This is a genomic window from Nostoc sp., from assembly GCF_036917655.1.
Taxonomy (GTDB): Bacteria; Cyanobacteriota; Cyanobacteriia; order Cyanobacteriales; family Nostocaceae; genus Nostoc.
The window spans coordinates 57,099-79,831 of the sequence record NZ_JBALCY010000058.1 but is presented as its reverse complement, the minus strand read 5'-3'; the positions used below and the strand labels follow the sequence as shown (position 1 = coordinate 79,831).

Annotated in this window: 22 protein-coding genes; 13 read left to right on the top strand and 9 right to left on the bottom strand. The window is 44.1% G+C overall.

Features of this window, described 5'->3' with window-relative positions; translation table 11 throughout:
• Positions 1-118: 118 nt before the first annotated feature.
• Positions 119-1,552, bottom strand: a complete 1,434-nt coding sequence (locus V7K30_RS19965) for a DUF4335 domain-containing protein (RefSeq protein WP_335002184.1) — start codon at positions 1,550-1,552, stop codon at positions 119-121.
• Complete coding sequence (locus V7K30_RS19960) at positions 1,549-2,175, bottom strand: DUF3038 domain-containing protein (RefSeq protein ID WP_335002182.1); 627 nt, start codon at positions 2,173-2,175, stop codon at positions 1,549-1,551. The genes V7K30_RS19965 and V7K30_RS19960 overlap by 4 nt, the downstream gene beginning before the upstream one ends.
• 462 nt (positions 2,176-2,637) lie before the next feature.
• Between V7K30_RS19960 and V7K30_RS19955 the strand changes: the two genes are divergently transcribed.
• From V7K30_RS19955 to V7K30_RS19945, 3 genes are all read left to right on the top strand, one after another.
• Positions 2,638-3,156 carry an adenine phosphoribosyltransferase gene (locus V7K30_RS19955; protein ID WP_335002180.1) on the top strand — a complete coding sequence of 173 codons (519 nt, stop codon included), beginning with the start codon at positions 2,638-2,640 and terminating at the stop codon, positions 3,154-3,156.
• 80 nt (positions 3,157-3,236) lie between these two features.
• Positions 3,237-4,283: an ABC transporter permease gene (locus tag V7K30_RS19950; protein ID WP_335002178.1), complete on the top strand. Its 1,047-nt coding sequence runs from the start codon at positions 3,237-3,239 to the stop codon at positions 4,281-4,283.
• A 31-nt stretch (positions 4,284-4,314) separates the two neighbouring features.
• Positions 4,315-4,596 carry a hypothetical protein gene (locus V7K30_RS19945; protein WP_335002176.1) on the top strand — a complete coding sequence of 94 codons (282 nt, stop codon included), beginning with the start codon at positions 4,315-4,317 and terminating at the stop codon, positions 4,594-4,596.
• Positions 4,597-4,676: 80 nt separating this feature from the next.
• Here V7K30_RS19945 and V7K30_RS19940 read toward each other — a convergent pair whose 3' ends face one another.
• From V7K30_RS19940 to purL, 4 genes are all read right to left on the bottom strand, one after another.
• Positions 4,677-5,273: a pentapeptide repeat-containing protein gene (locus V7K30_RS19940; RefSeq protein ID WP_335002174.1), complete on the bottom strand. Its 597-nt coding sequence runs from the start codon at positions 5,271-5,273 to the stop codon at positions 4,677-4,679.
• A gap of 118 nt (positions 5,274-5,391) precedes the next feature.
• Entirely contained in the window at positions 5,392-5,979 is a 588-nt protein-coding gene (locus V7K30_RS19935) for a Uma2 family endonuclease (RefSeq protein WP_335002172.1), read from the bottom strand.
• Between the two features lie 272 nt (positions 5,980-6,251).
• Positions 6,252-7,751: an amidophosphoribosyltransferase gene (gene purF, locus V7K30_RS19930; RefSeq protein WP_335002170.1), complete on the bottom strand. Its 1,500-nt coding sequence runs from the start codon at positions 7,749-7,751 to the stop codon at positions 6,252-6,254.
• Between the two features lie 264 nt (positions 7,752-8,015).
• On the bottom strand, positions 8,016-10,412 hold the full coding sequence (purL, locus tag V7K30_RS19925) for a phosphoribosylformylglycinamidine synthase subunit PurL (RefSeq protein ID WP_335002168.1): 2,397 nt from the start codon (positions 10,410-10,412) through the stop codon (positions 8,016-8,018).
• 369 nt (positions 10,413-10,781) lie between these two features.
• Here purL and V7K30_RS19920 point away from each other — a divergent pair, with 369 nt between their 5' ends.
• Both V7K30_RS19920 and V7K30_RS19915 read left to right on the top strand, forming a co-directional pair.
• Positions 10,782-10,982, top strand: a complete 201-nt coding sequence (locus tag V7K30_RS19920) for a hypothetical protein (protein WP_335002166.1) — start codon at positions 10,782-10,784, stop codon at positions 10,980-10,982.
• A gap of 60 nt (positions 10,983-11,042) precedes the next feature.
• On the top strand, positions 11,043-13,169 hold the full coding sequence (locus V7K30_RS19915) for a beta strand repeat-containing protein (RefSeq protein WP_335002164.1): 2,127 nt from the start codon (positions 11,043-11,045) through the stop codon (positions 13,167-13,169).
• 531 nt (positions 13,170-13,700) lie between these two features.
• On the opposite strand, the gene V7K30_RS19910 is transcribed toward V7K30_RS19915, so the two are convergent.
• Positions 13,701-14,186 (bottom strand): allophycocyanin subunit alpha-B, encoded by a 486-nt coding sequence (locus tag V7K30_RS19910; protein ID WP_334884686.1) that lies wholly within the window; start codon positions 14,184-14,186, stop codon positions 13,701-13,703.
• Between the two features lie 164 nt (positions 14,187-14,350).
• On the opposite strand from V7K30_RS19910, the gene rlmD reads away from it, so the two are divergent.
• Together rlmD and V7K30_RS19900 are read left to right on the top strand one after the other, a co-directional pair.
• A complete protein-coding gene (gene rlmD, locus V7K30_RS19905; RefSeq protein ID WP_335002162.1) occupies positions 14,351-15,757 on the top strand; it encodes a 23S rRNA (uracil(1939)-C(5))-methyltransferase RlmD in 1,407 nt (468 codons plus the stop codon).
• A gap of 390 nt (positions 15,758-16,147) precedes the next feature.
• Positions 16,148-16,597 (top strand): ATP-binding protein, encoded by a 450-nt coding sequence (locus V7K30_RS19900; protein ID WP_334830528.1) that lies wholly within the window; start codon positions 16,148-16,150, stop codon positions 16,595-16,597.
• Positions 16,598-16,699: 102 nt separating this feature from the next.
• Here V7K30_RS19900 and V7K30_RS19895 read toward each other — a convergent pair whose 3' ends face one another.
• Positions 16,700-16,975, bottom strand: a complete 276-nt coding sequence (locus tag V7K30_RS19895) for a DUF6439 family protein (RefSeq protein ID WP_335002160.1) — start codon at positions 16,973-16,975, stop codon at positions 16,700-16,702.
• Between the two features lie 112 nt (positions 16,976-17,087).
• Here V7K30_RS19895 and V7K30_RS19890 point away from each other — a divergent pair, with 112 nt between their 5' ends.
• The 4 genes from V7K30_RS19890 to V7K30_RS19875 all read left to right on the top strand — a co-directional run bounded on the left by V7K30_RS19890 (position 17,088) and on the right by V7K30_RS19875 (position 19,560).
• Positions 17,088-17,450, top strand: coding sequence for a hypothetical protein (locus V7K30_RS19890; protein WP_335002158.1), 363 nt, complete (start codon positions 17,088-17,090; stop codon positions 17,448-17,450).
• Positions 17,451-17,552: 102 nt separating this feature from the next.
• Positions 17,553-18,944, top strand: coding sequence for an asparagine--tRNA ligase (asnS, locus tag V7K30_RS19885; RefSeq protein WP_335002156.1), 1,392 nt, complete (start codon positions 17,553-17,555; stop codon positions 18,942-18,944).
• Positions 18,945-19,027: 83 nt separating this feature from the next.
• Positions 19,028-19,258, top strand: a complete 231-nt coding sequence (locus V7K30_RS19880; protein WP_335002155.1) for a DUF2281 domain-containing protein — start codon at positions 19,028-19,030, stop codon at positions 19,256-19,258.
• Positions 19,259-19,332: 74 nt separating this feature from the next.
• A complete protein-coding gene (locus V7K30_RS19875; protein ID WP_335002153.1) occupies positions 19,333-19,560 on the top strand; it encodes a hypothetical protein in 228 nt (75 codons plus the stop codon).
• 139 nt (positions 19,561-19,699) lie between these two features.
• Here V7K30_RS19875 and V7K30_RS19870 read toward each other — a convergent pair whose 3' ends face one another.
• The gene (locus tag V7K30_RS19870; protein ID WP_335002151.1) at positions 19,700-20,497 is read right to left on the bottom strand and encodes an Rpn family recombination-promoting nuclease/putative transposase; all 798 of its coding nucleotides are present in this window, start codon (positions 20,495-20,497) and stop codon (positions 19,700-19,702) included.
• A gap of 101 nt (positions 20,498-20,598) precedes the next feature.
• Between V7K30_RS19870 and V7K30_RS19865 the strand changes: the two genes are divergently transcribed.
• A complete protein-coding gene (locus tag V7K30_RS19865; protein WP_335002149.1) occupies positions 20,599-21,081 on the top strand; it encodes a chemotaxis protein CheW in 483 nt (160 codons plus the stop codon).
• A gap of 21 nt (positions 21,082-21,102) precedes the next feature.
• Entirely contained in the window at positions 21,103-22,374 is a 1,272-nt protein-coding gene (locus V7K30_RS19860) for a CheR family methyltransferase (RefSeq protein ID WP_335002147.1), read from the top strand.
• The last annotated feature ends 359 nt before the right edge of the window (positions 22,375-22,733 follow it).

The following is a 22,733-nucleotide window of genomic DNA, read 5'->3' as shown; positions in this document are numbered from 1 at the left end:
GCCCAATGCCCAATGCCCAATGCCCAATGCCCAATGCCCAATGCCCAATGCCCAATGCCCAATGCCCAATGCCCAATGCCCAATGCCCAATGCCCAATGCCCCATGCCCCATGCCCAATTACTGATATCCCTGCCAAGGAGTGACTTCAAGTTTGCCGCTAGGCTTGAATATCACTTGGAAGTGGGCAAGAGGTTCTTTATCGTTGGGAGCTGCTACATTGGAACCGTAGATAGCGTTGAACATCTTGGGAAGGGGTGTTTCCCGAAAATAGTCAAAAGCGACTTGGTTGAGTGGTTCATAGTCAGCAATTACACCATCTTTGTTGACCGCTACCCGGTATTTCAAATCTCGCGTAAAGGTGGGGGTACCACTCCAGGTTTGGCGAACTGTACTATAAAGCTTTTGGTTTAAACCTTTGACTATATTAGAGTCAGTAATTTTTGCACCGACTACCTCTGGTGTACTAGCATATCCCCGCCAAGGGCTAACTTCTAGCACACCTTGTGTAGTAAATACTACTCGAAATTGGGCGATTGGTTCATTAGAAATGGGAGCGCGGTTAGCAGGATTATAAAGTAGGTTAGGCAGAGGAGTTTGCCCCACTCCTAGATTTGCCTCTTTATTCACCGCTTTATAACCAACGATCGCTCCATCCGCAGCTACACCCAGACGATAGATCAAATCCTGTTGCAATCCTGAGCGATTAGTCCAAGCTGGATGAACTTGGTTGTAAACTTGACGATTCAATGCACGCAACTGGGATGGATCAGTAATTTCTGGAACTGTATTTAAAAGTGCTTCTAAATCTTTAACTGCTGGCTTTGCATTAGCTGTGGGCGTTGGTGTGGGCGTTACCGCGACTATGGGAGTTGCAGCCGCTGATACTGGAGGAGTGATACTTTTTGTTGTAGAGCTAGTTTGCTCATCTGGTTTAGGCTGTGGTGGACGGATTTGGGGAGGTGGAATCAAGTTAAAAGCGATCGCTGCTACTGCTAAAGTTGATACTCCCACAGCAGCAGGAACTGCCTGCCTGATCAAAGCCGGACTCGCACCGCCATAGCGTCTGGTAACTGGTTGTAGTTCTAGGGAAAGTTCTGGTAAAGTTTGGCTATCAGCAAAAAACTGATCCACTGCTTCCACTAAATCAAACAACTGTACTGTATTCAAATCTATTTCAATAGGCGGACGTTTAGAATTGTTAGAGTGAGACTCAAACCCCTCTGAAGCACCTTCTGAATGTATAATTAGCCTGTGCCGGTTGCCGTCAACTTTCTGAAACTCTACTAGCTCTGATTCCTGGTTGTGTGCTTGCGGATTGGGTACACTACTTAAAAATTCTTGGGCATAGCCACTAACAGCCCTCACCAAACTTTCAAAAAATTCCCGTCCTCCCGTTAGGGGTTGATTGTAACCAGATAAATAGCATTCTGCATTTACCAATATTGATAATTCCGGGCGCATTTCTTGGAACTGTGCAGCCCTGGTGACATCACTTAAGCCTTCTAAAAGCAGTGTACAATTAGGTAGACTGTACTTACGTTGAATATTCATTCTACTTCACCGTCAAAAAGACTAATCCAGAACCGCTGCATTCCAGCTGTACCGGTACAAAATAGTAATTGTCCTAACAAATTTATCGCTAGCTCATCTAATTTTTCATCAGAACTTAATGCCAGTACACCAGAACGTCGAGCATTCATCCGGCTCTTAAAATGCGCTCTAAACCGTTCTAGGTAATTAGATAGGCGCAAATTCTGTTGTAATGGAATCTGCTTTTCTTCCATTTGTTGACATATCATTAGTAACTGGCGGATGACAACAGTTAAACGCCGCGCTATATAGCAAGCAATGACCACCAGAGCTTTTGCTTCCATGATACTTAAGGGACGGCGCATGTGCGCTCTTCGTAGCGGGTTAGAGCTACGCATCCGCCATAAATTCACCCGATCTTTAACAATTCCTTTTAGATCCAACTCTTGAGCAAAAGTTAGGATTGCTTCCGAACCACCAAGCTCTAAAGCTTCAATTGCCAATAAAATTAGGTCAATTTGCAACCGCGTTCTCCGAGGACACGTCTTGGAAGCGATCGCAGGATCTGGTAAAGTGTCCAGAATCGTCGGCAGTGACTCTTGGGTTGGACTGTTGAACGGCGTTAAACTTGCTGAGACATTCATTCTATAAATACCTTGTGCGGTTCCAACAGACTAGATAAAACAAATTTAAGATCCGTAGCCAAGACTTGAACATTAGACTTGTACCAGTAGCATGACTACCTGATATATACATTAGTTAACTCTTTCTACTCAAAGGTTTCCCTATATTGAAATCAAAGTTTTAAAACATCAGTTAATTCACCTCATTTCTTAGTGCAATACCTTTTCTAGCTTGGTTTAGATTCTAATTATCGTCAATGAAGGGCGAAGCTTCAGCCTCGACCCCCAGCGTATGACATTATAGTGTACGATTTTTCAGGTATCTGAAAAGTGGGGACTGGGAATTGGGAATTGGGACTGGGGACTGGGGACTGGGATAGCTATGAATTTAAATTAATAACTCCTCACTCTTCACTCCTAACTTTCCCTAATCCCCAATCCCTAATCCCTAATCCCCAATCCCTAATCCCCAATCCCTATTTTATGGATTTGAAGTCTCTCGTTCGTGACATCCCAGATTTCCCCAAACCCGGAATTTTATTTCGGGATATTACTACGCTGCTGCGTGATCCAGAGGGACTGCGCTACACTATTGACTTTTTAACACAAAAATGCAACGAAGCTGGGATCATAACAGATTATGTCATCGGTATAGAGTCGAGGGGATTCATTTTTGGCTCACCTCTGGCTTATAAATTAGGAGTTGGTTTTATTCCCGTCCGCAAAAGAGGTAAATTACCAGCAGTGGTTCACTCAATTGAATATGAACTAGAGTATGGTACAGACTGTCTAGAAGTGCATCAAGACGCTTTACACCAAGGTAGCCGAGTTTTGATTGTGGACGATTTGATTGCCACGGGTGGAACTGCGAGTGCAACAGCAAAGTTAGTGCAGAAGATTGGCTGCGAACTAGTAGGATTTGGGTTTATTATCGAGCTACGGGATTTAGAAGGGCGTAAATATCTGCCGGACGTGCCGATTATCTCTCTAATTGAATATTAGTTATTTGTCATTGGTCATTAGTCATTGGTCATTAGCAAACAACAAAGGACAAAGGACAGAAGAAAAAGGACAAAGGACAAATGACATCTACGAGAATTTCCTTGGAGACAGGTCGGGATTGGCTAATCAGGCTAGTCACGAGCGAAACTTTTGTTTATGTGGCAAAGCGGATATTGCAGGCACTACTGACTTTGTTGTTGGCGTCAGCGTTGTCGTTTTTTATTATTCAACTTGCTCCTGGTGATTATGTAGATACGCTGCGGCAAAACCCAAAGATATCCCCAGAAAGAATTGAGGAAATCAAGCGGCAGTTTGGTCTGGATAAGTCTTGGCCAGAGCAATTTTGGCTGTGGCTATGGCGAATCTTGACAAAGGGGGATTTTGGCACAAGTTTTATTTATCAACGTTCAGTGGCATCGCTGTTGTGGGAACGGGTACCAGCGACTTTGCTATTAGCGATCGCATCTTTAATTGTCACATGGGCGATCGCCATCCCTCTAGGGATTTTTGCCGCTGTTAACCAAAATAAGCTATCAGATCGGATTTTACAGGTGATTAGTTATGCCGGACAAGGCTTTCCCATTTTCATCACTGTCTTAGCGCTGCTGGTTTTCGCCCAACTCACCTCGCCTTTATTCCCAGTGGGTAGCATGACTAGCATCAATCACTCGGAACTGTCGTGGTTTGGCAGAATCTTAGATATCGGCTGGCACATGATTTTACCCACGATCGCCCTCTCAATTACAAGTTTTGCTGGTTTACAACGGATCACTCGCGGCGAATTATTGGATGTGCTGCGTCAAGATTATATCCAAACAGCTCGTGCCAAAGGACTGCCAGAAAACCGTGTCATCTACGTTCATGCTCTCCGCAATGCGATAAATCCCTTGATTACCTTATTGGGTTTTGAATTAGCTGGTTTATTAAACGGTGCTTTCATTGCCGAATTTTTCTTCAACTGGCCCGGTTTAGGGAGGTTGACTTTACAGGCTTTACAAGCTCAAGATTTATATTTGTTAATGGCAAGCTTGGTAATGGGCGCAGTGTTGCTGATTGTTGGTAATTTAATCGCCGATTTAATGTTAAAAGCCGCCGATCCACGCATTCGCTTAGAAAATCTCAATTAGTCATCCCCCATTTCCCCCCATCTTGATCTCCATGCTGTCCGAAGTCTATTACTTGGTGCGCTCAAAAACTGACGGTAATTATCTCATAGCTCGTCCTGATACCGAAACATCAGGTTATTTATTGCTGTTTCACGAAAGCTTTGATGCCCTTAGTTATCTCAACACCCATGCAGCAGAAGTGGCAAATCGCTTTGCTGTGGAATCTATTGCGCGTACACAGTTGGGAAACTTGCTCAAACGTTGGGGTTTTAGCGGTGTGGGTATTGTGACTGACCCCTTATTACCCAAGGTTGAGTTTTTGCAGCACAGTTAAGCTGTACTTTCTATTTGTTAATTGGATATCGGTCATGAATGTTGGGTTTCGTTTCTCAACTAGTGAGGGAAGCGATCGCACTAATTATTTCCAATACTTCCATCGGGCATAATGGTATTGCAGAAGAAGCAGCCGTCAAGATTAGTATCTGTCAAGTCAGCTTTACTCAGGTTAGCTCCCGCTAAATTCGTGTTACTAAGGTCAGCCCCATTCAAATCAGCCTGTCTGAAGACTGTATTAATCAAGGTGCATCCCCTTAAGTTAGCTTCTATCAGGATAGCATCGTCCAGCCCCGCGCTTTGTAAGTTGGCATCGCGCAAATCAGCTCGTCGACTCAAATCGGCTCCATCAAGCCCAGACTCAATCATAAAAGCTTTTCTCATGATTGCTCTGCTGAGGTCAGCGCCGCTCAAATCAACCTCACATAAATTGCTTTTCTCCAGAATAGCTTCGACCAAGTTGGCACCAACCATAGTCGCATTATCCAAGATAGCTTTACTAAAGTCGGCACCTTCTAAGTCAGCACCGTCAAAGTCGGCACTGTGCAGATTTGCTCCAACCAAGATAATACCTCTCAAGTTGGTATTGCTTAAATTGTGAAGCCACCTACTAAGATTGACTCCACTAAAATCTCTCTCCCCAGTAGCATAACGCCTGAGTAATTCCTCGGCATCCATACCTCAATTCCGCATTCATTAATACATTCTAAAGATAGCGTCCTTTTCGTCAGAGTCATGTTTTCTCTGAGAACGAAAATCGGGAAATGCTACTCAAAAGCGATCGCTTGCTATTGTGTTAAGTAAATAAGGATGCGTAGGCGTAGCCCGTCGTAGACATCGCACAAGTAAAATCAGGCAATATGGGTGAGTTCAACTCATCACCATTGAACAACGTAGCAACTAACTTTAAACTCGCTTGTTCACGTCGATATACTTCCACCTGTTGCTTGCGCCAATCCACAATCCAATATTCTCTGACACCTCTTGCTGAGTAAAGCTTTAGTTTAAGTTCCCTATCTCGCTTTTCATTTTCAATACCAGCAGATAGCACCTCTACTACCAGTTCTAGCGCACCACTCAAATGCCCCGCCTCGTCTAAAAGTAAGGGCAATCTCTCATTGCTAGCCCAGACAACATCAGGAATCACATTATCATTATCGCCAAAAATTATGCCTGGAGCAGTCACAACTTCTCCCAAACCAGTAGTCTGTGACCAATTATCCAAGCAAGTACTAATTCTGACAAAGGTTTTTTGATGATTCCAGTGAGGCGCTCTGGTCACAAACAATTCTCCGTCAATAATTTCATAGCGGTTCCCGTTATCTGGAAACAATTCTAAATCGGCGGTAGTCCAGCGCACTCTTTCAGATATCGGCTGGTTCATAAACCATGACTGTTGAATGATTTACCAATTCTAACCTGAGATTGACAGCATTTATTTAGCCCGCGTAGGCGGGCTTTGTTTGTGTAGCGGCAGACTTCAGTCTGTCGGAGCCTCTACACCACTTAGGGCTATTTCATTCTCATCTAAGCTCGCCTCAGAATGAATTCTGAGTCTAATAGCGAAAAAGGTTAAAGTCCGTTTTAACGGACTTTAACTAAAAGCGTGCGAACTTCAGTTCTGGGCGGTTTATGTCTAGAACGAAATAACCCTGCTTACACCACTATCTTTTCTAAGATCAGCTTAGAACGCTTCACTTGCTGAGGAATCGCTACAGGATAATCTCCAGTAAAACAAGCAGAACAGAAACTATTGGTGTCTTCTCGTGTCGCTTCTAGCATTCCGTCCCAACTGAGATAGGCGAGGCTGTCTACTTCCAGTTGCTTGGCAATTTCCGCGACTGACTTGGTAGCAGCAATCAGCTGATCCTGAGAATCGGTATCGATGCCATAGAAGCAGGGATGAGTTACAGGCGGAGAAGAAATTCGCATATGTACTTCTACTGCACCAGCATCACGCAAGGTTTTGACTAGTTTACGGCTGGTAGTACCCCGGACAATCGAGTCGTCTACGATGATCACTCGTTTCCCTGCCAGCACATCTTTGAGGGGGTTGAGTTTCATGCGGATACCTGACTCACGCATGGTTTGGGTTGGTTGAATGAAAGTTCGCCCAACGTAGCGATTTTTAATCAGACCTTCAGCGTAAGCTACACCAGACGCTTGGGAAAATCCAATAGCAGCAGGGATACCAGAATCAGGAACACCAAAGACAATATCGGCATCTACTAAAGACTCTGCTGCTAGTTGCCGCCCTAAGCGCATTCGGTAGCTGTACAAGCTCTCGTTGTGCATGATGCTATCAGGGCGGGCAAAATAAATCATCTCAAAGATACACAATTTCCGCTCGGACTGTTGACTCCAGTGGTAAGAAGCTAAACCTTCTTCAGTAATCCAAACTAATTCGCCTGGTTCTACATCTCGCAGGTATTCGGCTCCAATGATATCTAAACCACAAGTCTCGGAAGCCAAAACGTAACGGACTGGATTACCAGCCAAAGTCCCAATTACTAGGGGGCGAATGCCATTGGGATCACGGACACCCATAACGCCACTGGAAGTGCCAATGACTAAACTAAAGGCTCCTTTGCAACGGTGAAATGCCTGAATTGCACCTTCTAGCCAATCTGCGCCAGCATTGATCGCTTCTGCGATCGCAAAAGCAATCATTTCTGAGTCTGTTGTCGTGACTAAGTTGCATTTTTTCTCAATCAACTCTTGACGCAATTGCACTGTATTGACTAAATTACCATTGTGTGCAAGAGCTAATGAACCTAAGCGAGTTTCTAGGACTGCGGGTTGGGCATTAACTTTGCGGCTAGAACCTGTGGTGGAATAACGAGTGTGACCAACAGCAAGGCTACCAGGCAATTGATCCAAGATGGATTCATTAAAAACTTGAGACACCAAGCCCATATCTTTGTGGAGGTGTACTTGTGTACCCTCAAAGGTGGCAATACCAGCTGATTCTTGACCCCGATGCTGGAGGGCATACAATCCAAAGTAGGTCAGTTTAGCAACGTTTTCTCCTGGGGCGTAGATGCCAAAAACACCGCAAGCTTCTTCTGGCTTGTCAGGCTGATTTTCATGACTATTGATTTGGTTGTTGGTCTGGTCGGGGTATTCATCCGAAGTGACAGAATGAATAGAAATCATGCTAGCTTTGCTCCTGGTGGGGGGGGTCAAGTCACTGGGATTATGTGTATAGATAGTTGGTGATTTCTTAACAAATCTTTAACCATCTATTAAAACAGTACCGTAATTATGCTCAGGGACGCTAATAAATGAGTTAGGAGTTAGGAGACGCGATTAATCGCGTCTGTACAGGAGTTAGGAGTTGGGAGTAGAGACGCGATTAATCGCGTCTGTTAGGAGTTATGCTTTTTATTTCTAACTCCTCATTTTCAACTCCTAACTTCTTTAACTGGGGGTAGTGGTGTGGATAGCGAGACGTCTGGCGATCGCGTGGGAATAGCGATCGTTCATATCTTCGATACTAACTTTGATTAAGGCTTGGTTATCAGTGGTTAAAACCGCCAAACCTATGTGGGAATTACCAACTATACCCAGTTTTTGCCAATCTTGACCCAGATGTTGCTGTAAGTATGATTCCCAAATTTCTTGTTGTTCTGATGCTACAGAAACTAAAATCCTGGCACCACCTTCGGCAAACAGCACCTCATCAAAGCGAGGTAGTGCCTGGGTTGGTTCTATTTCTAAATTGATTTCGGCACCAAGGTTGCCAGCAATGCAACATTCTGCTAGTGCGATCGCCATCCCTCCCTCAGCACAATCATGGGCTGAACGTACCCGACCATTACGAATTCCTTCGCGACAAACTTTCTGGACGCGGCGTTCCAAATCAAAATCTACCCGTGGCGGTTTTCCGGCAACAGTACTGTGGATAGTGGCTAAATACTCGGATGCTCCCAATTCAATTTTGGATTTTGGATTTTGGATTTTGGATTGTATGGGTAATCCCAATAGATAAATCACATCGCCGGATGCTTGCCAACCTTGACCACAAATTTTGGTGATATCGGGAATCAAGCCCACCATACCCACTACTGGGGTGGGATAAATGGGTTGAGGGATGCCTTGGGAATCCAGGGTTTCATTGTACAAAGAGACATTTCCGCCTGTGACGGGTGTTGCGAATTCTCGACAAGCTTCTGCCAAACCACGACAAGCTTCTGCCAACTGCCAATAACCAATCGGTTTTTCTGGAGAGCCAAAATTCAGGTTATCTGTCACCGCCAGAGGTTCTGCACCCACGCAGCTAAGATTGCGTGCAGCTTCTGCCACCACTGCCTTAGCTCCCTCGTAAGGGTCAAGATAAACATAACGAGGATTGCAATCTACCGTTGCTGCCACCCCTAATTTTAGATTTTGGATTTTAGATTTTAGATTGGGGATTTCTTCAAGGGGACGCAAGCGCACCACAGCCGCATCTGCACCACCTGGTAGTATTACTGTATTATTCTGTACTTGATGGTCATACTGACGATATACCCAGCTTTTAGAAGCGATGGTGGGTGTATCGAGTAAAGTTAAGAGAATATCATTCCAACTTTGCAGATGTCCTTGGAGTTCTATTCCAGCAGTTGTGCAAGGAGGTAAGGAATTAGCAGTCCATTCCCAAGCTTGACGGGCATATTGTGGCGGTTCTGTCAACAATTCCCGGTGATATAGTGGGGTATTTTCCGCCAAAGCCTCAGCCGGAATTTCTGCTGCTATTTCACCCTGGAAGAGAATCCGCACGATAGGTTCAGCGATGACTGTCCCAGCAACAACGGCTTGAAGTCCCCAACGGTGAAAAATGTCGATTAACTCCTGCTCACGTCCCTTGTGGGCAACGAACAGCATTCGTTCTTGAGATTCTGAAAGCAGATATTCGTATGGAACCATCCCCGTTTCTCTTGCGGGAATCTTATCTAAATCTAGTTCAATTCCCACACCGCCTTTTGCCGCCATCTCTGAAGTAGAACAGGTGATCCCCGCAGCTCCCATATCTTGGGCGGCGACAACTGCACCCGTTTTAAACGCCTCCAGACAAGCTTCAATTAACGACTTTTCCAAAAATGGATCGCCCACTTGCACAGCAGGACGGTCGTCTATTGACTGCTGACTCAATTCTGCACTAGCAAAACTCGCGCCTCCCATGCCATCGCGCCCAGTGGTGGAACCAACATAAAGTACGGGGTTGCCTAAGCCAGATGCTCCAGATTTGACGATTTCTGGTGTTTCCATCAACCCTAGTGCCATAACGTTCACCAGAGGATTACCAGAGTAAGCAGAGTCAAAGTAAACTTCGCCGCCAACGGTGGGTACTCCCACACAATTACCATAATGGGCAATTCCTGCTACCACACCGCTAAACAGGCGTTGGGTTTTGGCATCTTCTAGAGAACCAAAGCGCAGTGAGTTTAATAGGGCAATGGGACGCGCACCCATTGTAAAGATATCTCTGAGAATACCTCCTACTCCCGTTGCGGCTCCCTGGAAGGGTTCGACCGCTGAGGGGTGGTTGTGGGATTCAATCTTAAAGGCTAGTTGGAATCCGTCACCCAAGTCTACAACACCGGCATTTTCACCAGGCCCTACGAGGATGCGGGGCCCCTCAGTGGGAAATTGTTTGAGTAGAGGTCGAGAATTCTTGTAACAGCAATGCTCTGACCACATCACCCCAAACATTCCCAGTTCAGCTTTGTTAGGATGACGCCCTAACCGACGAACAATTTCTGCGTATTCTTCTGGTTTAAGACCTTCAGCAGCGATTTCTTGAGGGGAAAAGAAAGCAGAGGATGTGGCGGTCATGGAAATAATGCACCAATTGTACAGAGCATTATTCTATCGATTTACTTCCCCTGTAGGTGCAGTTATAGGATTGTTCATCGCTAGATGGTACAGATCGGCTGAATAAATAAATCTACTTAGGGACTTCCAAAGAATAAATTATCGAACAAGTAGGGATACAGCACCGATCAAATATCTGTTTCACCGAAAGTCTGTGCATGCGTACCCCTACAATTTGGGTATTTTTTTAATTGGAACTCCCTAAAGAGCAATATTGTAATACGTCTAAAGATAGATTGTATTAAATCCTCAAATACTGGTAATTGTACTGATGATTACGAAGTAATAAAATTTTCTTTACTTGTAACGTGCATAGGTGATTTCCAGATTATGGAAATGGCTATCAGTCTGTCAAATGACCCATTAGAAGGCAGAAAAAATCAGAGGATGCGATCGCACCTTATGAATGTGGGTTTAATGCCCTGGAATCTAATTAATTCCTTGGAACTTCATTCGCCTGAAGTAACTACCACAACAGCCGACTCAATCACTGAATGGCTCTCGGAGAAAGGATTTTGGAAATTTTTTTGAAAGACTACTCATTCCAATGAGCAAACTGACCGTACTAATCTAATAAGGAGGATTTTCATCGTGGCTAGACTTACCGTTCCACCCAATTTCATCGGCACCTCCGGTATTGACATCTTAGTTGGGCAAGAGTTAAACGCATCACAAACAACAACAAGACCAACAATTGGTATTGATATTTTAACTGGAGGTTTTATTAGTACACTCTCAGGAAATGACATCATTCAAGGCACGAGTAAAGGCACAAGTACGTATGGTACCGCCTTCAGCGGTAATGGTGGTATTGGGACAGGCATTAACAACAGTGGCAGTTTGAATACAGGGGATGGAGAAGATACGATCATCGGCACTGCCACTGGCGGCATAGGCGGCGACGTCGTCCTTGGTGACGGTGGTAGTGGGACAGGAATAGCTAACAGCGTCAGTCTGAATTCAGGGGACGGAAAAGACACTATCACTGGCACTGGTACTGGCGGCTTAGGCGGGAGTAGTGACAGTGGCGATGCTGGCGACGGTGGTAGTGGGACAGGCATAGCTAACAGTGGCAGTCTCAATGCAGGGGATGGAGAAAACACTATTACTGGCATCGGTACTGGCGGCGAAGGTGGTAGCAACTTCAGAGCCGGCAACGGCGGTACTGGAACAGGCATCAGCAACAGTAACAGGCTGAATACGGGGGATGGAAAAGATACTATTATCGGCATCGGTATTGGCGGCGATGGTGACGGAGGACATGACTCGGGCAGCAACGGCGGTAGTGGGATAGGAATCGCTAACAGTGGCAGTCTGAATTCAGGGGAGGGAGAAGACACTATCATCGGTACTGGTACTGGCGGCAACGCTGGCTTCAACGGCGCCTATGGTGCGAATGGGACTGGCATCGTTAACAGTGGCAGTTTGAATGCAGGCGACGGAGAAGACACCATCACCGGCATTGGTAATGGCACCAGCGGTGATTATGGCGGTAACGGCGGGAATGGGACTGGCATCGTTAACAGTGGCAGTTTGAATGCAGGGGATGGAAAAGACACTATCAATGGCACTGGTACTGGCAGCAACGGCGGCGGCTACAGTGGCTTCAGAAGCGGCGACGGCGGTACTGGGACTGGCATCAGCAACAGTGGCAGTTTGAATGCAGGGGACGGGGAAGATACTATCACTGGCACTGGTATTGGTGGCATAAGCGGTGAGGGTGACGTCGGTAGCGACAGTGACGGTGAGTTAGGCGGCAACGGCGGTACTGGGACTGGCATCAGCAACAGTGGCAATCTGAATTCAGGGGACGGAAAAGACACCATTACTGGCACTGGTACTGGCGGCATCGGCAGCGACGCCTATTACTTGAGCGGCAACGGCGGTACTGGGGCTGGCATCGTTAACAGTGGCAGTCTGAATTTAGGGGACGGAAAAGACACCATCGCTGGCACCGGTACTGGTGGCAACGGCGGGGTTATCATAAATATCCTTGATTCTACTAACGGCAACGGCGGTACTGGAATCGGCATCAGCAACAGTAACAAACTAGATACCGGAAACGGAGAAGACACCATCTTTGGCATCGGTACTGGCGGGAATGGTGGTATCGGTACTGCTGACAGTGACGGCGACGCAGGTGCTGGAACCGGCATCGAGAACACTAAAGACGGCACGATCGCTACAGGGTGGGGCAACGACACAATTACTGGTTATGGCAACAGTTCTGGAAAAAATGCCACCGCCTATGGCATCTTCAACGATGGAATAATTGATACTGGCAATGCTTCTGACGCCCTTATCGGACAGGCGACAGCAACAATTGGTAGTACTGCCTATGGCATTTATGGAAAAGGAATCATTAACACTGGCAATGGCAATGACAAAATTATCGCCACCAGTATCCTAGATGGAGTTCAACAAAAAGTCTCTATCGGTGGCGGGATACACATTACTCTAGGCACTGGCAATGACTACTTCAAAGGATTCGGTGCTGCGACTGTTGATGGCGGGGACGGTTTTGATACCCTCGATCTAAGAGCTTTCAATCGCTCTGAACTCATCGTATCTGGTGTTATTTCTGGCAATACCCTTAAAAGTGCCAACATCACTTTCAACAACAATGGAAACTCCATTAGCTTGTCTACCACTGGCTTTGAGAAATTTATCTTTGCAGATAGCTCTTTCTGCTACAGCACTTTGGCAAACGGGGCATGAGTTTCTTAATTCCTCTATCGCGTGTTTTAACCCCTGAGTGTCTAATTGGTGTTGTTTGCTCTTAGGCTGAAAAAGTATGTACCAGCGTATATATTCTTAGCTCTAGCTCCAAACTTGCATAGATTTACTTAAACTCAGAGATTATTCGGGTATATGCAGTTTATCTGTAACAATCAAGTGACGAGAATCACACATATCTATGATTAGGATCGTCTCCCTGCGATCGCTAACTAGGCATAATTAATGACAACTGAACTCTAGCCGAGTCATTAATAGGGAACACACTTAATTGCCGACAGCCTTAATCAAGGACTGTCGGTTTTTTAATATCCGCATGTCCTCTGATCTATGACCAGACCTATAAAATTTCCCCACAACTGGTTGGTAACTTGACAGAGATTTTGCCACAGCCACTACCAAATGTGGGGAAGGTATGATCAAATTGGGGATCTTATGCCTATCGAGTGCTAATATCTTGCACTCACTCTAGTAGACCGGAAGTATACTCCTAGAACCAGCACACACTTTGTATTAAGACATCGCTTGAATGATGTAATCAAAGTAGGGTGCTGCTTGGGCAGAGTCTTCCGCACTCAGTAAGCTAAGGGAGGCTGTTTTGAGGGAATTGATCGCTTCTACCATTCCAGGCACGGGAACGCCCAATGAATTGTACATTTCTCGTACACCAATCAAACCGATTTTTTCAATTGGCTCTTTGTCGCCGGCTAGCACACCATAAGTAATTAGACGTAAGTACCAGCCAAAATCACGGATACATAGAGAGCGTTGGCGTTCTCCGTAAGCATTACCTCCGGGGGAGATAAAGTCAGGACGCTTCTGCCAAAGTTGTTTGGTTGCTTCCTGAACTATCTTTTTTTCGTTTTCGGCTAAGGTAGCAGCAATCCGCGTCCGTTGTACGCCGGTTTGCAAAAAGTCTTTGATATTTTTAAGTTCGCCACTGCTGGGATAACGCAGTTCGTCGTCGGCTTTGAGAATAACTTGGCTAATTACAGTCATGATGATTGAAATCACCTGAAATATTATCTGTTAGTTTAGCGAGTCGGAGGTACACAAGTGAAGAGAGATCATGGAGATGAAGGAGCAGAGGAAGCAGGGAGTAGAGGGAGAATTAATAACTTTTGACTGTTGACTGTTGACTTTTGACTCTTGATTAATAACTAATGACTAAAATAGTTTGGCAACAGGGTGAATTAATTGAAGTTACGATCGCAAACCTGAGTGATACAGGTGATGGTGTGGGACGCGCTGATGAGCGTGTAGTGTTTGTCCCAGATAGTGTACCAGGCGATCGCGCCATTGTCCGCTTGGTACATGTTAAACCCAAATACGCCCACGGGAAGCTCCAGGAGCTATTGTCACCATCTCCCTACCGGATAAGACCTAGTTGTATTGTGGCTGACAAGTGCGGTGGTTGCCAGTGGCAGCATATTAATTATGATTACCAGCTAGCAGCCAAGCAAAATCAAGTTATCCAAGCTTTGGAACGCATTGGCGGTTTTGTCCAACCACGGGTAGATCCAGTACTTGCCGCCCCTTCTGCTTTCGGCTACCGTAATAAATCTACATATCCTCTGGGTACATCAGCAACAGGACAGGTACAAGCTGGTTACTACCAAAAAGGTAGTCACCAATTAATTAACTTAAATCAATGTCCAGTCCAAGACTCGCGATTAAATCCCTTACTTGCCGAAGTTAAGCAGGATATTCAACAACGGGGTTGGCAAATTTATGATGAACAGCGTCACCAGGGAAAAATTCGCCATCTCGGTTTACGCATTGGCCGACACACTGGAGAAATGTTGCTGACTTTGGTGGTGAAGGACTGGAATTTATCAGGAATTGAAACCCAAGCCCAGGAATGGTTAAAGCGCTATCCCCAGTTAGTGGGAGTGTCCCTCAATCGCAATGGCGATCGCACAAATGCTATCTTTGGATCAGAAACCCGTTGCATCGCTGGAGTCCCCCACCTGCGTGAAATTTTTGCTGGACTGGAATTTCAAGTGCGTCCAGATACATTTTTCCAAGTGTATACAGAAACAGCAGAGGCACTATTGCAGGTAATTCAATCAGAACTCAATCTTCAAGGGCATGAGTTGCTAGTTGATGCCTATTGTGGTATTGGAACTTTAACTTTACCCCTCGCCAAAAAAGTACGTATTGCTACAGGATTAGAAGTGCAACCAGCAGCAGTAGACCAAGCTATTTTGAATGCCCACCGCAACGGAATTGATAATGTGACATTCCAAGTCGGGGCAGTAGAAAAATTGCTTCCCCAAATGGGCACAATACCAGAAGTAGTAATACTCGATCCGCCACGTAAAGGGTGCGATCGCGCTGTCATCGACACTTTACGGGAATTGAAACCATCTCGGATTGTTTACGTCAGCTGTAAAGTAGCTACCCTCGCCCGCGACCTGAAATTGCTTTGTCAAGATGGGCAATATACTATCACACGGGTGCAACCTGCTGATTTTTTTCCTCAAACTGCTCATGTTGAAGCTGCCGCCTTTCTTGTGCTATCACATTTGGATAAGGGTGATAATTCCTTTACAAAAACTGAAATTTGAAATTTTTAGTCTACTGCATACTAAAGATGCTAAAATTGAATTAAGCTAAAAATAGAAATTCGTTTTGTTTAAAGAAATTCAAGTTGCATAGGCTCTTAAAAATGTGAAATTGGATTGTGTAAATTACAAATCGGCAATTAACTAGAGTATGCCAATACTCTCTTAAATTACTAGCATCTTTTGAAGTTGCTGACTTCATTATCAAACTTATTCCAGCCGCTATATATCTAAACAATTCCAACTCATACATGAAGTCAATGCTCCCTAGCATTTTCAAAATTTAGTTTTAAAGACGCAAGTTTGAAGGCAGCATGACCACCTCAAGTTTTATCAGGGTGCCTGTAATAGCAAACTGATGTCTAGCTAACTGAAAGCTATGGGGTATCTCTTGTGATTACTATTTCACTCCGTCCAGTTGGACGTTATTGGGGCACTATTAGTTTTGCCTCAACCCTCTATCTTTGTCCAATATTAGATTTACTGTTGGCAGAAATTCCAGCAAAGTTACAAGCAGAATTGCGGCTAGGACTTCAAGAAGCCCTAGTAAACGCCGCTAAACATGGCAATAATCTTGATCCAAGTAAAACAGTTGTAGTGCGTTTTTCCTTAATAGATAATCAATATTGGTGGATAATATCAGACCAGGGTAGCGGCTTTACTCCTTCATCTAGTAGTGATGAAGAATTAACAGACTATCTCCCACCAGATGAGGCAGAAAGTGGTCGTGGTTTATCTCTTCTCCATCAAATTTTTGATCAGGTAGAGTGGAACCGCAAAGGCACAGAATTGAGGCTTTGTAAACAAATGGAAAATCGCCGGGGATTATCTCTGCGACGGTAAGGCGATAAGAGGGGAGTAGGGAATGGTGAGTGGGGAGTGGGGAAAGTTATTAGTTGATTGATTTTTTTTATCCCCTACTCCCTACTCCCTACTCCCTACTCCCTATTTCCCATGAGTCGGACAGGGAGGCGCAGAAATGGAGCGATCTAACCAACCAATTGCTTGTTCTAATCTAGCTTGAGCTTCTTGTGGCTGATTCTTTAAAAGATACACAATAGCTGCTGCCACTTGTTCATTGGCGCGGGAATTGCGGTTAGACTTGAGGCGATGCCAATCGTTAGGGGAAATGCTTAGTCTTTCCATTAGGGCTTGAGCTATTTCCAGAGTACTAAGTTCATTCAGTTGACTGGTTTTAGGCAGCTGGGTAGATTGAGACATAATTATGAGTGCTGAGTGCTGAGTGCTGAGTGCTGAGTGCTGAGTCAAAAACTCATAGTTTTAATTTTGACTATTGGCAGACTCGCATTTAATCTTAGTTTACTACTTGTACATGAAGCCGTCTAAACAATCACAACCGCCAGGGGAAACTCCAGAACCAGATTTTGAACAAGAATTAGAGGAAGTAGAGCGATCGCTCGTGTCCTTAAAAGAACGTTATGATCAAGTGCAACGCGATCGCCAACAACAGGCACAATGGCAACAGCGCCGGGATCAGCTGAAGCACAATAAATCTCAGACACCACAAATCAAAGCAGACTTACGGCAAATTCAACAGCAGTTAGAAATGCTAGAACAAAACTTAGAAAGCCAGTTATTTTCTTGGCGTAGCCTGAAAAAACCTTTCTGGCAAGTCGTCCGCTTTGGTGGAATGGGCGTTATCATAGGCTGGATATTAAAGTCTTATGCTGGGTAATCCCAATTTTGGATTTTAGATTTTGGATTTTGGATTGGGTTAGCTCGTTAACATTCTTTAATATCTATACTGACTACGTTGACGAAATACAAGTTGTAAAATATGGTAAATCGACGGATTGCAGAAATATTGCGAAGTGGTCAACCTGATGAGTCTCTCCAAGTGCAAGGCTGGGTGCGGACTAAACGCGATTCCAAAGGGTTTGCTTTTATTGAAGTCAATGACGGCTCATCACTAGCTAATTTGCAAGTCGTCATTAATCAAGATTTGCCAGACTATGAAGCTATATTGAAAAAACTGAATACAGGTGCTGCTGTTGAGGTGACAGGGGTACTAGTGGCTTCTCTTGGTAAAGGACAACGGATTGAGTTGAAAGCCGAAACAGTGAAAGTTTACGGAGAAGCTGATCCCGATACATATCCTCTGCAAAAGAAACGCCATTCCTTTGAGTTTCTACGAACCATTGGACATTTGCGATCGCGGACTAATTCTTTTGGTGCAGTTTTCCGCGTCAGAAATGCTTGTTCGACAGCAATTCACCAATTTTTCCACGAAAGAGGCTTTTTATGGGTACACACACCCATCATCACTGCTAGCGATTGTGAAGGGGCGGGTGAACTGTTTAGCGTTACCAGTTTAGATTTAAAAAATATTCCCCGCACAAAAGACCAAGCAGTAGATTACAGCCAAGACTTTTTCGCTAAACCCACATATTTAACAGTTAGCGGCCAGTTGGAAGCGGAAGTGATGGCGATGGCGTTTAGTAACGTCTACACCTTTGGTCCTACCTTCCGTGCAGAAAATTCCAACACTTCCCGCCACTTAGCAGAATTTTGGATGGTTGAGCCAGAAATGGCTTTTTGTGACTTAGAAGGAGATATGGATTTAGCTGAGGCATTTCTCAAACACATTTTTAAATATGTGTTGGAAACTTGCCCAGAAGATATGGAGTTTTTCAATGAACGCATTGATAAGTCTGTGTTGGCGACAGCCGAAAATATTATTAACAATCAGTTTGAACGCTTAACTTATACAGAAGCGATCGCACTTTTAGAAAAAGCCGATGTTAAATTTGAATATCCTGTGAGTTGGGGTTTAGATTTACAATCAGAACACGAACGCTATCTAGCTGAAGAATTATTTAAAAAGCCTGTGATCGTTACAGATTATCCAGCGCAAATCAAAGCTTTTTATATGCGCTTGAACGACGATGAAAAAACCGTCCGCGCAATGGATATTCTCGCACCCAAAATTGGCGAAATTGTCGGCGGTTCCCAGCGCGAAGAACGCTTGGAAGTTCTAGAACGCCGCGTGTTAGCGCAAGGATTAAACCCAGAAGACTTGTGGTGGTATTTGGATTTGCGTCGTTATGGTACTGTCCCCCACGCTGGTTTCGGCTTGGGTTTTGAACGACTCGTGCAATTTATGACGGGTATGGGAAATATCCGCGATGTGATTCCGTTTCCGCGTACACCGCAAAGTGCTGATTTTTAGTTTGAATTTTAGACCTGGGTTTTTATAATCTCCAGGTCTTTTGCTTTTGTCGATAAAGATAAATCGAGCTAAAAACATTTATTATGAGCATACAGGATCAAACCATTGGTAAAATCCGGCAAATGCCAGAATCTTTACTTCATGAAGTGAATGATTTTATAGACTTCCTATTAATGAAGCATAGCGCTAAAAACTGGGAACTATGGCTTCAGTTTAGCGAGTCAGTGGAAATAGTGGAATCAGATTTTTCAGAATATTTATCTAATTTAGAAGATTATGAAAAACGCTTGATGCGTGGGGAAATTCAGTGGTAGATATCAGACGGAGAAATGTGGTTTTGTGTGATCTCAATCCCGTTGTTGGTACAGAATAAGCCAGAATTAGACTTGTGCAATTCATGATGGGTATCAATACTGCTCGTCGGTTTAGAATATTCGTAGGTTGGGTTGAGGCATTGCGAAACCCAACAAACCCCGCAAAATGTTGGGTTTCGTTCCTCAACCCAACCTACACATTTTTATTTTTTAGGCAAAACCTACGCAGTATTGTGACGGGTATGGGAAATATTCGTGATGTGATTCCGTTTCCGCGTACACCGCAAAGTGCCGAGTTTTAGTTTGAGAATTTGAAAACCAGGCCATTAAAAATCGCGTCTACACAAACCAAGTTCGTCTGCACAGACTAATAAAAACTTTGAAACCCGCGTCGCGGGTTTTGCTTGTGTAGCCGCGATTTTATAAAGCGATTAGTTAAAGTTAAGATTTTTGAATCTCCTTTTGTAAAGCTTGAATTTGCTCAATAGGTAATTCAGTAACTTCAGCAATTTGCTCTAAACTCATTCCAATTCCCAACAAATTTAAAGCCAACTTTCTTGTTGTTTCTGCTTTACCTTTGGCTTCGCCTTCTGCTTTGCCTTTGGCTTCGCCTTCTTCTAGGATTTCTTGATAAATGACTGATTCGCGCATAATCTCACTCCTGAAAATCTTCCTAATTACGTCTTTCTTTAACACCAGACCTGCTAAAATGCCACTGGCAGCAGCTATATTTCTTTGTAGCTGGCGATCGCTAATTGCTTCAACTGCGATCGCTACTTGGGTTAATACCATTGTAGGATCGTTTGTTTGACTTAGCACGGCAAAGGGTAATAAACCTGGAACACTCATAAACCTGTCTGTCGGTTGTTCCCATAGGCGTATTACCTCAAACTGATGATAAGTGTTGTTTAATTTAAAACTGTTTTCATTGACTAATTCTGAACTTGTTTTTCTCAAATAGATTACTACTTGACGCATTTCTTTGTTAAGAAAGCGGCGATAAACCCTAACCCGATAATCTAATATCCGAAATGGGATATCTTCATCAGGGTCAGTTTGAAACTCGGTATGTAGAACTAAATCATCAGATTGCAATAAGATTAATGAATCGGCGCGAATTGGTTCGCTTGATAATTCGGTAGGGCTGAGTTCTGTTAATCTAATTGGTGAACCTAGTAACCAAGTTGCTAAGTCATATTTGAAGTTTTCGGCAATGAATTTACAGATATTGTCATACATGGCAGCCTTAAAGAAATTGTATCAGGTATTAAGCTTTTCTACTAAAATATCAATATCAAGCTCAAAAGGAATACAAAAGTTAGTACTGGAGGTGTAAATTAATGTTAATGTTACTTCTCAACATCGGGAATGAGCGATATGCCATAGAAAGCCGGCAGGTTGTAGAAGTAATACCACTTGTCCTGCTCAAAACTTTGCCCCACCAGCCTGAGTATATCGCTGGTGTTTTTAACTATCGCGGACGCATTGTACCAGTAATCGATTTATGTCAGTTGATGCGTGGCAAACCCTCTTGTGAGTACCTGAGTACTAGAATTGTATTAGTCAATTATTGGGGGAGTAATAATCCAGAACTTAAGGCTCCTTATATTTTGGGTTTGATGACAGAACAAGTTGTCGAAACATTACACAAGTCTGAGTCTGAATTTGTTGATCCCAATATCCAGATAGATACAGCGCCATATTTGGGAAAAATGATTGTAGACGAGCAAGGGATGATTCAGTGTCTTCGCGTTGAGTACTTGTTCCCAGAAGCACAGCAAGTCAATCTCTTGCCAGAAAGCGATCGCAATACTGGATTTTAGATTGATCTGAAGACTGAATAAATGGCACAATCTGTGATTGAAGCTTTACTAAAAAGCAAGATTGGTTTAGATGCAAACTCTATTGGTGCGGATGCGATCGCAAGTGCAATATCTCAACGGATGGCAGATTGCGGTATAACGGATATTGCTAACTACCTGGGGAAATTGCAAGCATCTACCCAAGAATGGGAAGCACTGATTGACAGCGTAATTGTTCCAGAAACTTGGTTTTTTCGAGAACCAGAGTCCTTTGTATTTCTGAAGCATTACGTATTATCTGAGTGGTTGCCAGCAAATCCACAGGGCGTACTACGGGTTTTGAGTGTGCCATGTGCAACAGGTGAGGAACCATATTCCATTGCGATCGCTCTATTAGAAGCAGGATTAAATCCTATAAAGATTCACATCGATGCTGTTGATATTAGCAAAAAGTGCCTACTAAAAGCTCAACGAGCAATCTACAATCAATACTCGTTTCGTAGCAATAGCCAATCATTTCAAGAGGGCTATTTTCAGCCAACTGAGGCAGGATACCACCTGTCTGAAGAGGTGAAATGCATGGTGAATTTTATTAATGGTAATTTGGCAGATCCGGCTTTTCTAGCTGACAGGCCGCTTTATGATATAGTCTTTTGCCGTAACCTGTTGATTTACTTCGATCTGACAACAAAAGATCGCACCATTCAAGTCCTAGAAAGGTTGCTAAGGCCAGAAGGCTTGTTATTTGTTGGACAAGCTGAAGCTTGGTTATTGTTAAAAACTCAATTGGTATCAGTTCGTCAATATTCAGTAGTTGCTCATCGAAAGTCCACAGCGGGCGAAAATGTTCGCAAAAATCATCCCAATCTTCAGAGACAAGATTTTATAGGCAAAAATATAGATGTTCTCAACAGGCGACAGCTACCGAAAAAAACCCATTCTAAGTTTGCTGCACCAGAGAGGTTAAATGTTGCTCCCCAGAACCCCATATCGCCAAAAGAACTAAAGGTAAATTTGTTAGAAATAGCTAGAGCTTTAGCCGACCAAGGTCGGTTGAATGAGGCGGTTAAACTATGCAACGACTATCTCAACCAAAATCAGGTGAGTACTGAAGCATATCTTTTACTCGGTCAGGTGCAGCAAGCGATGGCACTAAATGAGCGGGCGGCACAATCTTTTCAAAAAGCAATTTATTTACAACCTACTCACGAAGAGGCGCTGACTCATCTGGCATTACTCAAAGAACATCAAGGAGATGCCGATAGTGCTAATCTTCTCTGGCAACGAATTTACCGATTAACGAAGAATAGGTAGGTCTGAGGAGATCAAGTAGGAGGCAATACTGCGTAGGTTTTGCCTAAAAAATAGAAATGTGTAGCGGTTCTCCTTTGTATGCAATACACTCTGACCTACCGTGTACACACAAATCTGTCTTGAAGCAATTTACGCTTTATCGAATACTCCAAAGAAACCTCACCCTGGTTATGCTAGGCAAAACCTGTCCCTCTCCTTGGTAAGGAGAGGGATTAAAGTCAGGACAGGGTGAGGTTTTTGTTTTGGGTAAGGGACTTCCAAGAAATAAATTATCTAATCTTGTGGGGTGGACATCTTGTCCGCCCTTCTCTATGTGCCCTCGTGTCGCCCACCCCACAAGAAGTAGTTGAGTATTTTTT